Genomic DNA, 13,107 nt, shown 5'->3' with positions numbered 1-13,107 from the left:
CGCCCATGCGCCGGGTGCTGTGTTTCGGCTCCAGCGGACTCAGACTGCAATCCACGTGTCGCGAGCTTCAGGCATGCGCATTCTCACGAAGATAAATCCGGGTCTCCGGCGTTGGGATGGCGAGCGCGCCACGCACGTCGTTAAGAAAATTGATGGCGGCGAGGCCTGCCCAGTGAACGATGCCGCGCACATCCTGATCGAGGATCACGTCGATCGCGCGCTCGGACAGTTGCGCGCGAGTCTCCGCGGTGCGTTCATGCCCGATCAGTACCAGGCGTGCCTTGTCGCCGGATTCCTGCAAGGCCGTGGCGATGCCTGAGATGCCGCCACCCGTCACATACATCCCGACCAGATCCGGGTGACGCGCAAGAAGCCCCTGCACGGCAAGACCTGCGCCCTCGTCGTCTTCGGCGAAGTCCGGTTCGGCGATCCAGCGCAGGTTGCGAAAGTCCTCTTCCAGTACCTGCGAAAAGCCGGTGCGTCGTTCCAGTTGATCGTGCAGGCGCGACGAGGCCGATAAAATCGCCACCGTGCCGAGTCGCGCGCCGAGAAAGCGGCCCATCAAAAGTCCTGCGGTGCGGCCAGCAATCCGGTTATCGACGCCAACATACGCAGCGCGGCGACTTGCGGGCAGATCGGAGAACACCGTGACAACGGGCACGCCCGCATCGCTCATATCCTCAACGAGGCGTTCGACCGCGGGGTAGTCGAGCGGCACAAGCACGAGTGCGTCGTAGTCGATCACCTGCTCAGCGAAAGCAATGGTGTCGCGATGACTCGCGAAATCGCAGCGGTAGAACGACGGAATGATGCGGTGCTCGCGAAAGAAGCTGGCGGACAGCGCGATATTGCGCTCGACGTGGTCGAGGAAGCGCGAATTGACCTGAGGCAGAACGAAGGCCACCCGATACGTATTGATCTTGGCAGGGCGACCGCGACTTGCGCGTTCGTCGCGCAGGGCCGCCAGCGCGAGATGGACGCGATCTGCCGTTTCCGGACGCACAGCCTGATCGTCGCGCAACACACGATCGACCGTGGCCACGCTAACGCCCGCACGACGCGCAATCATCATACGTGTAGCCGGCATGTGTCTCCTCCGGTGCCGAGCCAGAAGCATTTGGTTAAATCAAGGTAGTTTTTTCCATGAGAAATGCAAGTTTTTTGGCGGCAATAAATGCATCGTTCCTGACGGCATTACGGAACCGCGTTTAAGCGTGCATGCCTGAATGCATGAATTGCCTAAATCAGAGGGCGGTGCGTTGCACGAAAATGTATTGGGGCAACCGCCTTGCATCGACTATGAGGAACACTGCACAGAACGCGATTGGACTGGTGCCTTATTCGGGGTTGTGGCCATTTTGTGTGCTGTGCGCGTGAGCTTCGTAGCGGGCAATCGGTGACCGCGGTCAAAGCGTTGTGTCGCGATCGCTCGCATTCGGCGCAGCGCTCGTGGATCGCTAAAGGTGTGCCGCTATGCGGATATCGATAGAGGGTCGTCGCCGCCATTGACGCGTAGCTGAGAATCCGCACCCATCATGCGCTGGTTGTCCGGCACCGGCACGGTCTGAACCCTGCTGTCGAGATTCGCTTAAGTTGGAACCGCTGCGCGCGGTAAGACGGGGCTTTGCCGGAAGGCTGCTCGGCTAACTTGGAACCCTTGGTTCATTTACAGTAACGCGATTGAAAGGCTTAACTTCTCGGCCGCGGCAAAAGACGCCGCGGCGGCGAGACATCTGCACGCTTTTGGCGCGCGTCTGATAGGGCCGGCAAAGTTTTTGTCACCGGGCTCTCTGCTGAGGGCCGCTTGGGTCGATCTGCGTCGGCCCGCCGCGCGATCCGCGCAACCTGGCGCACCGGTCTGAATGACGCGTCCGCCGGCGCTCCCCCTGGACAGCCATGAAAGGAGACCTCCGTCCGCGTCGATGGCATGCGCCCCTCTGTTGGAGGCCGCACGGCCCGACGCCGCCGACGCAGTCGTTTTCGTGAACCGCAATCCGGGATCGACTGCTGACCGGACGCGACTCGTGGCCAGGGTGGGTGAATTTGGCCGGGCATTCGCCGTGGGCATGCCGAGTTTCGGCAACGCCGACAAATCTGAACAGTTTGACTACAGGGTGCGTGGCTACGCACCCCTTCCCGGTCGTTTGCTGGTTGAGTGCAATGTCCAGCGTGCCCGTCTCGTCATGCACGACTTCGGCGGCCCTTGGGGCCTCGCGTGGGCCGCTGCCAATCCTCGCACCATCGCGAGCGTTAATTAATCAACGCAGGCATCTTGCTTGACTACGGATGGCCTATCTCGCGCGTATCTGGCAGACACCGTTGCTGGGCGAATGTTCATGGCCACGACAACGCGTGCCGGGATGCGGCTCCTGCTTCGAAACGGGAAGCCGCACCGCGTCCGGGATGATTCGCGTCGTGCGTGCGCTCTGGAAGGCGGCGCACATGGGAATTGAAGGTCCGCTGACGCGAAGGCTAACTGACTGATGTGGGTCGGGAGTGTGAGTTCGCTGATGCGGGAAGCTGAAGTCCGGCTGCTCGATGTCGCGACCGTCAGCAATCCGCCACATTGCTGGCGTAGAGCCGAGCCCACCCCAATGTCGGCAAAGGCCGATTATGCCAAGTCGTTGATTATGGAAAGTAGCTGGGCTGGTCGGCGGCACGAACCGGTAATCATAGGGGTGTGGCGGCAGGTGACGCCCCACGAACTCGACATAATCTCAGCGATGATCTGGAGTAACGGTTCCACCTGAGGGGACCGTTATGAAGCCAACCCGTTTGTACCCGGCCAAGTCCAACGCGCCGTCTTTTGCATCATTCCCGGCGCACATTACTGCCGAATTGCATCGCTACGATGTATATCTGCGCGATGTGCGGGGACTGGCAGCCGAGACCCGTAGAACCGACTTCGTGTTGTCGGCCTGCTCTTGCGAGACAGATTCGAGCGGTGCGCTATCGACTTCAGAAAGGTGCGCCCCGACGATGTTCGCCAGTTTCTTTCGGCGCAGTTGAGAGCAAGCGGCTCGGCCTCTTATGCCTCCCATCTGGCAGCAACGTTACATAGTTATCTGCGTTACCGGACCGTTTGCGGAGACCAACCCGGCAAGCTCTCCACCGTCATTCTGAATCCGGTCCACTGGAAGCTGGCATCACGCACTCGATCCCTCCCGCGCCGGACGCAAAACGACTGCCTTCCTCGTTCGTCCACGCGACGACCTCGACAGGACGCCGTGTCGCGATGCCCGCTCGATCTAGCGCGCGAAGCACTTCGAGCCCTGCCAGCCCGCCGTAAGCGCCGTCCAGGCGTCCGCCTGCGGGCTGTGTATCGATTGCCGATCAGGACCGGTGGCAGATCCTCGAGACAGTTGCGACGAAAGAACAGGTTCGCGCAATCGTCGACGTAAGTCTCCCAGCCGCGATCTCGCGCCTCGTCGAGCAGCGCGCGCCGCGCTTCGCCATCGATCGGTGTCAGCGCTTCTCGAGACACGCGCCATCGGTGCGGCGTCCGAACGCGGCCAGTCGATCGATAGACAGCATCAAGCTGTCGCCGTCGAGCAAGCTGACGATTCGGGCGGCTATCGGCTGATCGCTCGTGCACGGATCGAACACTTCCTGTCTTTGCAATCGTCTCTTTGGAGTGGCTTTCCAATCGAATGAACGTCGTTCAAGAGACTTGCACGAAGCGATTAATGTGCCATTGAATTCATGCCTCGCTCCGCACAGTTTCATCGCAACATGCACCGATTTCGCACAGCGACGCGCACTGCAGAGTCGCAGCAGCACCAAGGTTGCGCACCAACGCATCCCATGCGAATCCACCGAGAAAAAACTTTTTTGACGAGGACAGCTTCCGATTTTTGATTGTGCATTATGCATTGCAGCAACTACTTCACTAGTACGAGACCTTGCGAGGAACGACATGAAGGGATCGAACGCAACGGCAGTCAACACGTTCGCGGAACCGCTGCGCGTGCGGCAGCTCAGTCACGGGTTTCAATCGCCCGATCGCTCGACCGTGACCATCTTCGACCGGCTCGACTTCTCCGTGGGACACGGCGAGATCGTGTCCATCGTCGGACGAAGCGGCGCCGGCAAGAGCACCCTCTTCAATCTCATTTCAGGCCTGCTCACGCCGCAGTCAGGCGAGATATCGGTCGGCAGACGCGCAGATGGGGAAGCGGGCCGCATCGCTTATATGTTGCAGAAGGACCTGATGATGCCGTGGCGCACGGTGCTGCAAAACGCGCTGCTCGGCATTGAGTTGTATCGCAAGGTCCGGCCCGATGATGTCGCCCGCGCGCGGCAGATGCTCGCGCGCTACGGGCTCGGCGCGGTCGCCGATGCCTATCCGCATTCGCTCTCAGGCGGCATGAGACAGCGCGTTGCGCTCACGCGCACACTGCTCGTCGATCCGACGCTCGTGCTGCTCGACGAACCCTTCTCCGCGCTCGACTACGAAACGCGTCTCGCACTCGAGGACGACATCATCGCGCTGCGTGCGCAAAGCGGCACGAGTGTCGTGCTCGTCACGCACGACATCGAAGAAGCCATCGCGATGAGCGATCGCGTGATCCTGCTTGGCGGGCGTCCCGCACGCATCGAAGACCAGATCGACATCGAACTGACGACGCACGGACCGCGCAACGCCGTCTCCGCGCGCGAGGCGCCCGAGTTCCGCGGCTATCACGCGCGTGTCTGGAACGGTTTGCGCGGACACGTCACCTCGCGCGACGCAGATGACGTCGCTCCATCGAGCATCCTTGCAGGAGCCGTCCATGACTGAAGCCGTTCTGTCCACCAACGTCACGCCAAGGAAAGCCGTACGCCGTACGCGCCGCAAGCTCGGCACGACGGGCGCCGTCTTCGGTATCGTCGTTGCGCTGGTCGTTGCCTGGCAACTTGCCGTTAGCGCGGGCTGGATCAACGGCAAGCTGCTCGGCTCGCCGTCCGGCATCTATGAGGCCGCCGTCATCGGGCTGACGCAGGGCACGCTCGTGTCCGACACCTGGGTCACGCTCTATGAAACGCTGGCGGGTCTCGCCATCGGCAGCGGCCTCGGGATCGGTCTCGGCCTGCTGCTGTGGTTCCTGCCGACAGTCTCGGGTGTCGCCGAAGGATTGTCCGTCATCCTCAACAGTATTCCGAAGATTGCGCTCGGACCGCTCATCGTGATCTGGTTCGGTTCCAACGCCTCGTCGAAGATATGGCTCGCCGGCATCTCCACATTCGCCGTCGCGATGATCTCGTCCTGCGCCGCCGCGCGTGAAGTCGACAAGGACCTGCTCAATCTCTTCCATTCGTTCAAGGCGAAGCCGTCGATGATCTTCACCAAGCTCATCGTTCCGAGCGCGCTGCCGTGGATCTTCTCGACGCTGCGCGTGAACATCGGCTTCGCGTTGATCGGCGCGGTCGTCGGCGAATACATTGCATCACAGTCGGGGCTCGGTCACGCGGTGTTCGTCGCGGGCTCGCTCTTCGATCTCAATACCGTCTGGCTCGGCATCATCGTGCTGACCTTGATGGCCTCGGTTCTCAGCTGGATCGTTCAACTCGCGGAAGCGAAGATCATTTCCTGGAAGAAAAAATGAAGAAGACACACGCTCTGCTCAATAGTATCGCGGCCGCATGTCTGGTCGCGTCTGGAATCGGCGCGACGAGCGCTCAGGCCGCCGAGCCGGTGGTCGTCTATCAGGCATTTCAGTCGATCCAGTACCTGCCGCTCTATGTGGCTATAGACAAAGGCATCTTCGAGAAGAACGGCCTTGCCGTGCAGAAGGTCACTGCGGGCAGCGGCGCGGCGGGCGTTGCAGCGGTGATCGGCGGTCATGCGGACTTCTCGCTGCAAGACCCGATGACCGCCATGCTCGCCAACCTCAAGGGCGCATCGCTCGTGAACGTGGCCAACGTGGTCGCCGGCGTGCCGGTGTGGGTGATCGCGCCGAAGGATTCGACGGTCAAGGGCGTCGGCGATCTCGCAGGCAAAAGCGTCTCGACCGCACTGCCGCCGTCGACGAGCACGTATCTGCTGCAACGGCTCATCAGCGAACAGAAGCTCGCGGACGTGAAGATGAACACCGTGCAGATCGGCACCGAACTCGCGCCGGTGATGGCGGGGCGCTCGGAAGCCGCCGCGCTCTATATGCCGCAAGCGGAAACGGGGCTCGCGCAGGGCTATCGCATCGTGTATGCGTTCCCGAAGGCCTATCCGGGCGGCTATGCGTTCTCGACCATCGACACGCTCTCTGTCACCGTCAAGCGCAAGCCTAAGATGGTAGCCGCGTTCGTCAAGTCGATCGGTGAAGCCGAGGCTCTGATTCAGCAATCGCACGACACGGCCAAGAGCGTCGCGCGCGCCGAATTCCCATCGCTCGATCCGAAGATCGTCGATTCGGCGGTGCAGCGTCTCATCGATCAGAAGATCTATGCGGCCACGCCCGATATTTCCGAGCAGGCCTTCCGCAATGCGCTCGATCTGCAGGAGTCGATCGGCAACATCAAACCCGGCGCAATCACTTATGCCAATGGCGTCGACAACACGTTCGCCGCAGCCGCGAGCAAGTAACGATGAATCGATCAGATCAATCATTGCTCACGACACTGCTCGCTAATCGTCACGACGAAGCCGCCGCGCGCGCGACGCTGCTGGACGCGCAGGCCCGCGCCGATGCGCTGGAGCCGTGGCTTCGGGCCTTCATGCATCGGCCGGATACGTACGCCGTGCGCGGCGCCGTGGCGCGTGCGCTCGTGGGCGTGCCCATCGGAGTCAAGGATCTCGCCGATACCGCCGACATGCCCACGGGCTACGGCTCGCCGGCTTACAACGGGCATCGGCCCGGGCGCGACGCGCGCATCGTGTCGATGATCCGCGCGCTCGGCGGGACGGTCTTCGGCAAGACCGCGACGACCGAATTCGCCTGGCGCGGACCGGCTGCGACCGTCAACCCGTGGAACCGTGCGCACACGCCGGGCGGCTCGTCGAGCGGATCCGCGGCGGCCGTCGCAGCGGGCATCGTGCCGCTCGCCATCGGCACGCAGACGGTCGGATCGATCATTCGGCCGGCCGCGTATTGCGGCATCGTCGGCTACAAGCCGTCGTATCGCGCGGTGCCGAGCGAAGGCGTGCATCCGCTGGCTGCGTCGCTCGATCACGTCGGATTCTTCGGGCGATCCGTCGAAGATGTCGCCGTCGCGCATGCGTTGTTCGTCGAAGGCGCTCCTCAGGCGGTCGAAAACGAAGCGGCGTGGCGCGATCACTTTCCGCGCGACACCTCCGCGCTCACGCTCGGCGTCGTTCGCACGCCGTTCTGGGACGAACTCATCGCGCCGCATCAACACGCCAACTTCGATGCATCGCTGCGGACGCTGAGCAAAGGCGGCGCGCGCATCGTCGAGTTGGACTACGGCGCGGACCTGCCGCAAATGCGCGAAGCGACACTGACGATTCTCGCAGTCGAGGCGTATCGCGCCGTCGGCGATGTAGCCGCACGCGCGCCCGCGCTGATGAGCGAACACATGCGCGTGCTGTTGTCCGAAGGCCAGGCGATGCCGCTCGAGCGCTATCAGCAAGCCTTGCTGTTGCAGGCGCACGTGCGCTCGCAGTCTGCCGCGCTGCTGCAAGGCTGCGACGCGCTCGTGACCTTGCCCGCCAGCGGTGAAGCGCCCCACGGACACGCCGATACGGGCGACGCCCGTTTCTGCGCGCCCTGGAGCCTGATGGGGGCGCCCGCCGTCAATGTGCCTTCCGGCTGGAGCGATGCAAATCTGCCGCTCGGCTTCCAGATCGTCGGCGCTTTCGGCGATGATGCGAAGCTGCTGCGGGTTGCCGCGCGCATCGAAAGCATGCTGAAGTTCGAAAGACGCGCCGTCACCATTTGATCGACGAAATGCGCAACATACGATAACGACCGCTCAGGGAGACGAGCATGAGCCAGCCCTTTCGTACGATCCAGCAATACGTGCTTGGCACGTTGCGCGCCGAGATTCTCAACGGCGTGTATCCACCGAACACGCGGCTGCGGCAGGAAGAGATCGCCAAACGCCTCAGCGTCAGTACGACGCCGGTGCGCGAAGCGTTCCGCGACCTGCGCGCGGAAGGGCTGGTCTCGATCGATCCCAACAAGGGTGTCGTCACACGCGCGCTCACGGCCGCGGACGTCAGCGAAATCTACGAACTGCGCATGGTGCTCGAGCCGATGCTGTCCCAACGCGCCTGCACGCATGCCACCGATGGTGACCTCGCCTCCGCCGCAAAGGTGCATGATGAAATGTGCGCGACATTGTCGTCCGAGAGGTGGGCCATCCTCAATGAGGAGTTCCACAAGCATCTGATGGCGAGTGCCGCCGGCACGCGTCTCTCTGAACTCGTCGAAGGGCTGTCGCTGGTCGCGCGGCCTTACGTGTCCCTCTCGATGCACGTCAAAAGCGATATCCTCGACAGCAACAACCGCGAGCATGCCGATCTCCTCGACGCCTACCGCGCCCGCGATATGCGCGCCGTGCATGAGCAGACGTACGCGCATCTCGAGAACACGCGCGATGCGATCATCGCCTGTGTCGAGCAGGCCTTGCCTTCGCAAGCGGCGGCTTGAGCTCTTATCCGATTCCTCCTTGATGCCCATGACGCACGACTCTCTCGTCTCTCTCTCCGCCGTCGATGCGCGCCGACTGATCGGCGATCGCAGTGTCTCGCCAGTCGAACTGCTTGACGCGTGCATCGCGCGCATCGAAGCGATTAACCCTGCCGTCAACGCGATGGCGGCGACGTGTTTCGAACGTGCGCGCGACGAAGCGCGTTGCGCGGAAGCGGCGGTGATGCGTGGCGAGCCGCTCGGCTTGCTGCATGGCGTGCCCATCGGCGTGAAAGATCTGGAAGAGACTGCCGGCGTACTCACGACGTATGGCTCGAAGCTCTTCCGCGCAAACGTGCCGGACGAGGACAACGGGATGGTCGCACGCATTCGGGCGGCGGGCGCCATCGTGACAACCAAGACCAACACGCCCGAAATGGGCGCGGGCGCGAACACCCGCAACGACGTCTGGGGCGCGACGGGCAACCCCTTTGCGCCGCTGCTGAACGCGGGGGGGTCGTCGGGCGGATCGGCCGCAGCGCTCGCAACCGGCATGCTCCCGCTCTGCACCGGCTCGGACACGGGCGGATCGCTGCGCATTCCAGCCGCGGTCTGCGGGATTGTGGGACTGCGGCCATCGCCGGGACTCGTGCCGGGCGACCGGCGCGAACTCGGGTGGGCACCGATTACCGTGAGCGGCCCGATGGCACGTACCGTCGCCGATGTGCGGCTGCTGCTTGCCGCGCAGGCTGGCTTCGACGCGCGCGATCCGCTAGCTTACGACGTCGATTCGGCCGCGCTTGCACAGCGCCGTCCGATCGATGCGTCGGGGCTGCGCATCGGCTTTACCGATGACTTCGGGGTATGCGCGCTCGACGACGCATCCCGCGCGACGTTCCGCGCGAAGGTCGACAAGATCGCACGGCACGTGGCGGTGTGCGAACCGGTATGCATCGACATGAGCGGCATCGACCGATGCTTCGACGTAGTGCGCGCGCAGAACTTCGTTGCGCAGTTCGCGGAAATCTATGAGCGCGATCCGTCGCAGCTTGGACCCAATACGCGCGCGAACTTCGAGCTGGGCGCATCGATGACGCTCGGCGACGCCGTTTGGGCGCACAAGATGCAAACGACGCTGTATCGACGCTTCCAGTCGCTCGTGCAGCGCTATGACGTGATCGTTTCGCCTACGGTGTCCGTCACGCCATTTCCGTGGTCCCAATGGCATCTCGAAGCGATCAATGGCAAGCCGCTCGATACGTACTATCGCTGGCTGGGACTGACTTACCTCGTTTCGCTGATGACCAATCCGGCGTTGTCACTGCCGTGCGGGGTCGATCATGCCGGCATGCCGTTTGGTGTGCAGTTGGTCGGCCCAGCGCGTGGAGATGGGCGGTTGCTGGACATTTCGGAGGCGCTCGAAGCGGCATTTGCTACGGACGACGCGCTGCGGCGACCTGCGCCGGATCTTAAAGCACTGTCCGAGCCGGTCCCTGAGCTGCGGTCTATCGTGTCGTCCCCGCCGATCTTATCGAATCGTTCGAGAATGGCCTAGTGACGGCTTGACGACAAACTCAGGCTGTCATTCGTGATGCGAGCCCAAGAGGAATCTTGCCAGGGATGACCGTCGGACGTGGGAGCGACTGGAACAGGCGCTGAGCTCGCGCAGCGCCTGCAAGACCATGGTGGGCCTGCTTGAGCTGGCAGGAAATCACGGCGTCGAGGCTCAACTGGCGGAAAGGCTCGATGAGCTACTCGAACGTGGCGAGTTGCCGGATCTGAAAGCGCTGTTCGCCGAGTTCGCGCCGCGCCAGGCCGAGTGCCGAGTGGTTGTCGTCGAGATGCCGTCCGCCGCGCTCTATGACACGTTGCTCGATGAGGAGGTGCTCACGTGAACGCCGCCTACGATGCTGGCCGTATCGCGCTGATGCTCAACGAATTGCGCCTGCCAACGATCGGCCGGTTATGGCCGGGCTTCGCTGAACGCTCGGACAAGGAGAGTTTGGCAGGCGTCCCGGGTACTCGGTGCATTGCTCGAACATGAACTCGCCGAGCGGGCCAAACGAAGAATCGAGCGTCATCGCGCCGAGTCACACCTGGATCCAACCAGGACGCTCGCCACCTTCGACTTCGGTGTTCCTGTTTGGTCCGCCCGGGGCGGGAAAAAGTCATCGTGGAAGTGCGAACTGGCGTACGACACGCAGATACCCAGACTGTGTCTTGGGTGCGAACTTGCGCATGCGCATGTCATCAACCATACGCCGGCGCAGCGGGCTGACGCCCGGATGGGAGGAGTCGTGATGGGCTCCTGCTGGAGAACGAGGCGGATTGCCTCAGTCACCAACATAAGCACCGGCGCCACTGCCCCGTCATTCGCTGCCAGAGGCGGGACGGAGCCCGATACCGCGCGAGCGGTTTGGTCCGTTCGGCCATTGCCGACGTTGGGGCGGTCTGGGCTGTGCGTCAGCAATGTGGCGGATTGCTGTCGGTGGCGGCATCGGGCAGCCGGGCGGCAGCTTCCTGCATCGGCGAACTCACACTTCCGACCCAAAAGAGACGATCGATTTCTCCGAAAGCGGTCGTTCGGCGTGAAAAAGAGCCGCTAGCTATCCCCGCGCTTCGCCTGTCGCGTAATCAAGCCGATACACAGTTCGATTGAAATCCACGGCTTCGATGTGGTCTGGCAGCAAGCGAAAGCCTTCCGAGAACACGTCGACGCCAGATGCCTGCCACATCAGTTGTCCATCTACTGACAGACGAGAAATTTCAAGTTCCCCATGTGAAATGAGAGCACCTCGACCATGTTCCCAGTGGATACCAAAGCAAGTTGCCATATCGACCTGTCTTGACCATACCAGCCGATGCGGCAGCGTAAGCGCGAGGCAGGCCACGTGATCGCCGACCGTAAGATAAAGCATGTCCTCGAGCACTAGCGCAGAATGACCATGCACTGATGAGCAGCCTCCACCCGCGCCAACGACCACTATCCCACTACCGTTCAGTGCTATCCCATGGACAGATGTTGGGGTGTCTGGCGTAAGCAGTACCTCAAACTCATACGAACGCGCATTGTCTTGTGACTTAAACGAGTACGTGGGCTCGTCAACAATGCTAAGCAGGCCAAACTCGGTGTTAATTTGTTGCACTTGGAAGTGTCGTCGGTTAGAGGTGGCCTCACTCGTTCGGACAGTCATCTGAGATTTTTAAGTGGAACGTCCGGGGCAGTCATGCTGCCAATTTGATCGCAGGCAGCGTCGCGAAGTATGCCTCATCCGGCGTGCGGTCTTCCAGACTCGAATGAGGTCGTCTCTGGTTGTACAGATTGATGTAATCGCCGATTGAGCGCCGGGCGTGGCCGACCGATTCATAGGCTTTCAGATACACCTCTTCATATTTCACGCTTCGCCACACGCGCTCGACGAACACGTTGTCTCGCCAGGCACCTTTGCCGTCCATGGACAAGCGGATGCCCCGGCTCAGCACGGCCTCGGTGAACACTGTCGCGGTGAACTGGCTGCCCTGGTCGGTGTTGACGATTTCAGGTTGCCCGTATTTCGCAAACGCTTCTTCCAACGCCTCGACAGCGTGCATCGCTTCCATCGTAATCGCCACGCGGTGGGCCAGGACCTTTCGGCTGGCCCAGTCCACCACGGCGGTCAGATATACGAAGCCGCGCGCCATCGGGATATAGCTCGTATCCAGTGCCCAGACCTGGTTTGCCCGATTGATCGTCATGCCCCGCAGCAGATACGGCCAGATCTTGTGCTGAGCATTGCGTCGGCTCGTGTTCGGCTTGCAGTACAGCGCCTCGATACCCATGCGCTTCATCAGCGTGCGCACGCGCCTGCGGCCAATCTCGTGTGTCTCGCGACGCAGCAGTCGCGCCAGCATCCGCGCTCCGGCAAACGGAAACTCCATGTGCAGTTCATCGATCCGGCGCATCAGCAACTGGTCTGCCTCGCTCACCGGTTGCGCCCGGTAATACACGCTCGATCTTGCGATACCAACGAGTCGCGCCTGCTGCGAGACCGGCAATGCGTGCGTACGATCGATCATCGCTTTGCGCTCAGCAATCCCGCCTTGTTGAGCGCGCCGCTTAAAAAATCGTTCTCCAGCGTGAGCTGGCCGATCTTCGCATGTAGCTCCTTCAAATCGACTTGCGGCTCGCTCGACGCCGTACCGCCTGCGCCAAACACGTCGGCGGCACGTTCCTGCAACTGCCGCTTCCATTCGGTGATCTGGTTCGGGTGCACATCGAACTGCTGCGCCAGTTCGGCTAGCGTCCGCTCACCCTTGACCGCCGCCATCGCCACTTTCGCTTTGAACGCGGCTGAGTGCGTCCGTCGGGTTCTCTTCGTCATCTTCCTGGTTCCTTTGTCGGCATTATCGCCGGCTCAGGCCCCGAGCGTTCCACTTATCCGACTGTCCGAATTTGCGTGGCCATCTCTGTTTTGGTGAGTCCGATTGAAAATCATCTAGCGGACCTCCTGCCGCCGCCCTGACGGGCGACGGGGGTTAAAGTGAGTTTGCCAAAACTGCTTTA

General features: G+C 62.0%; 12 protein-coding genes and 2 pseudogenes. 9 read left to right on the top strand and 5 right to left on the bottom strand.

Annotation, left to right across the window (positions count from 1 at the left end; translation table 11 throughout):
- Positions 1-67: 67 nt before the first annotated feature.
- Positions 68-1,087, bottom strand: a complete 1,020-nt coding sequence (locus tag HDG39_RS16705) for a LacI family DNA-binding transcriptional regulator (RefSeq protein ID WP_184007460.1) — start codon at positions 1,085-1,087, stop codon at positions 68-70.
- Positions 1,088-1,982: 895 nt separating this feature from the next.
- Between HDG39_RS16705 and HDG39_RS16700 the strand changes: the two genes are divergently transcribed.
- Complete coding sequence (locus HDG39_RS16700; protein WP_184007031.1) at positions 1,983-2,258, top strand: alpha/beta fold hydrolase; 276 nt, start codon at positions 1,983-1,985, stop codon at positions 2,256-2,258.
- Between the two features lie 856 nt (positions 2,259-3,114).
- Here the strand turns inward: HDG39_RS16700 and HDG39_RS35850 are convergent.
- Both HDG39_RS35850 and HDG39_RS35845 read right to left on the bottom strand, forming a co-directional pair.
- Complete coding sequence (locus tag HDG39_RS35850; RefSeq protein WP_503125002.1) at positions 3,115-3,300, bottom strand: M20/M25/M40 family metallo-hydrolase; 186 nt, start codon at positions 3,298-3,300, stop codon at positions 3,115-3,117.
- Between the two features lie 165 nt (positions 3,301-3,465).
- A complete protein-coding gene (locus HDG39_RS35845) occupies positions 3,466-3,918 on the bottom strand; it encodes a hypothetical protein (RefSeq protein ID WP_409259177.1) in 453 nt (150 codons plus the stop codon).
- On the opposite strand from HDG39_RS35845, the gene HDG39_RS16690 reads away from it, so the two are divergent.
- The 8 genes and pseudogenes from HDG39_RS16690 to HDG39_RS36040 form a co-directional block, all read left to right on the top strand.
- Positions 3,917-4,780 carry an ABC transporter ATP-binding protein gene (locus HDG39_RS16690; RefSeq protein ID WP_184007030.1) on the top strand — a complete coding sequence of 288 codons (864 nt, stop codon included), beginning with the start codon at positions 3,917-3,919 and terminating at the stop codon, positions 4,778-4,780. The two genes, HDG39_RS35845 and HDG39_RS16690, sit on opposite strands and share 2 nt — an antisense overlap.
- Positions 4,773-5,585: an ABC transporter permease gene (locus HDG39_RS16685; RefSeq protein WP_184007029.1), complete on the top strand. Its 813-nt coding sequence runs from the start codon at positions 4,773-4,775 to the stop codon at positions 5,583-5,585. Before HDG39_RS16690 ends, HDG39_RS16685 begins: the two co-directional genes overlap by 8 nt.
- Complete coding sequence (locus HDG39_RS16680; RefSeq protein WP_184007028.1) at positions 5,582-6,559, top strand: ABC transporter substrate-binding protein; 978 nt, start codon at positions 5,582-5,584, stop codon at positions 6,557-6,559. The genes HDG39_RS16685 and HDG39_RS16680 overlap by 4 nt, the downstream gene beginning before the upstream one ends.
- A gap of 2 nt (positions 6,560-6,561) precedes the next feature.
- Positions 6,562-7,872 carry an amidase gene (locus HDG39_RS16675; RefSeq protein WP_184007027.1) on the top strand — a complete coding sequence of 437 codons (1,311 nt, stop codon included), beginning with the start codon at positions 6,562-6,564 and terminating at the stop codon, positions 7,870-7,872.
- A 47-nt stretch (positions 7,873-7,919) separates the two neighbouring features.
- On the top strand, positions 7,920-8,585 hold the full coding sequence (locus tag HDG39_RS16670) for a GntR family transcriptional regulator (protein WP_184007026.1): 666 nt from the start codon (positions 7,920-7,922) through the stop codon (positions 8,583-8,585).
- A 28-nt stretch (positions 8,586-8,613) separates the two neighbouring features.
- A complete protein-coding gene (locus HDG39_RS16665) occupies positions 8,614-10,119 on the top strand; it encodes an amidase (protein ID WP_184007025.1) in 1,506 nt (501 codons plus the stop codon).
- A gap of 70 nt (positions 10,120-10,189) precedes the next feature.
- A pseudogene (locus HDG39_RS16660) lies at positions 10,190-10,459 on the top strand (IS21 family transposase); the annotation flags it as partial.
- Positions 10,460-10,491: 32 nt separating this feature from the next.
- A pseudogene (locus HDG39_RS36040) lies at positions 10,492-10,745 on the top strand (ATP-binding protein); the annotation flags it as partial.
- A 425-nt stretch (positions 10,746-11,170) separates the two neighbouring features.
- Here the strand turns inward: HDG39_RS36040 and HDG39_RS16655 are convergent.
- Both HDG39_RS16655 and HDG39_RS16650 read right to left on the bottom strand, forming a co-directional pair.
- Complete coding sequence (locus HDG39_RS16655) at positions 11,171-11,710, bottom strand: hypothetical protein (RefSeq protein ID WP_311666536.1); 540 nt, start codon at positions 11,708-11,710, stop codon at positions 11,171-11,173.
- A gap of 79 nt (positions 11,711-11,789) precedes the next feature.
- A protein-coding gene (locus tag HDG39_RS16650) for an IS3 family transposase (protein ID WP_184007023.1) occupies positions 11,790-12,925 on the bottom strand; the annotation gives its coding sequence in 2 pieces (ribosomal slippage) (positions 11,790-12,661 and positions 12,661-12,925; 1,137 coding nt in all).
- Positions 12,926-13,107 lie beyond the last annotated feature (182 nt).

It is taken from the genome of Paraburkholderia lebeckiae (genome assembly GCF_014201005.1).
GTDB lineage: Bacteria > Pseudomonadota > Gammaproteobacteria > Burkholderiales > Burkholderiaceae > Paraburkholderia > Paraburkholderia tuberum.
The sequence above is the reverse complement of the archived record's forward strand: the minus strand, read 5'-3'. Positions and strand labels throughout refer to the sequence as shown.

Excerpts from the sequence above, each read along its gene's own strand:
- HDG39_RS16705 (WP_184007460.1), bottom strand. The coding sequence starts at position 1,087 with ATGCCGGCTACACGTATGATGATTGCGCGTCGTGCGGGCGTTAGCGTG.
- HDG39_RS16690 (WP_184007030.1), top strand. The coding sequence starts at position 3,917 with ATGAAGGGATCGAACGCAACGGCAGTCAACACGTTCGCGGAACCGCTG.
- HDG39_RS35845 (WP_409259177.1), bottom strand. The coding sequence starts at position 3,918 with ATGTCGTTCCTCGCAAGGTCTCGTACTAGTGAAGTAGTTGCTGCAATG.
- HDG39_RS16685 (WP_184007029.1), top strand. The coding sequence starts at position 4,773 with ATGACTGAAGCCGTTCTGTCCACCAACGTCACGCCAAGGAAAGCCGTA.
- HDG39_RS16680 (WP_184007028.1), top strand. The coding sequence starts at position 5,582 with ATGAAGAAGACACACGCTCTGCTCAATAGTATCGCGGCCGCATGTCTG.
- HDG39_RS16675 (WP_184007027.1), top strand. The coding sequence starts at position 6,562 with ATGAATCGATCAGATCAATCATTGCTCACGACACTGCTCGCTAATCGT.
- HDG39_RS16670 (WP_184007026.1), top strand. The coding sequence starts at position 7,920 with ATGAGCCAGCCCTTTCGTACGATCCAGCAATACGTGCTTGGCACGTTG.
- HDG39_RS16665 (WP_184007025.1), top strand. The coding sequence starts at position 8,614 with ATGACGCACGACTCTCTCGTCTCTCTCTCCGCCGTCGATGCGCGCCGA.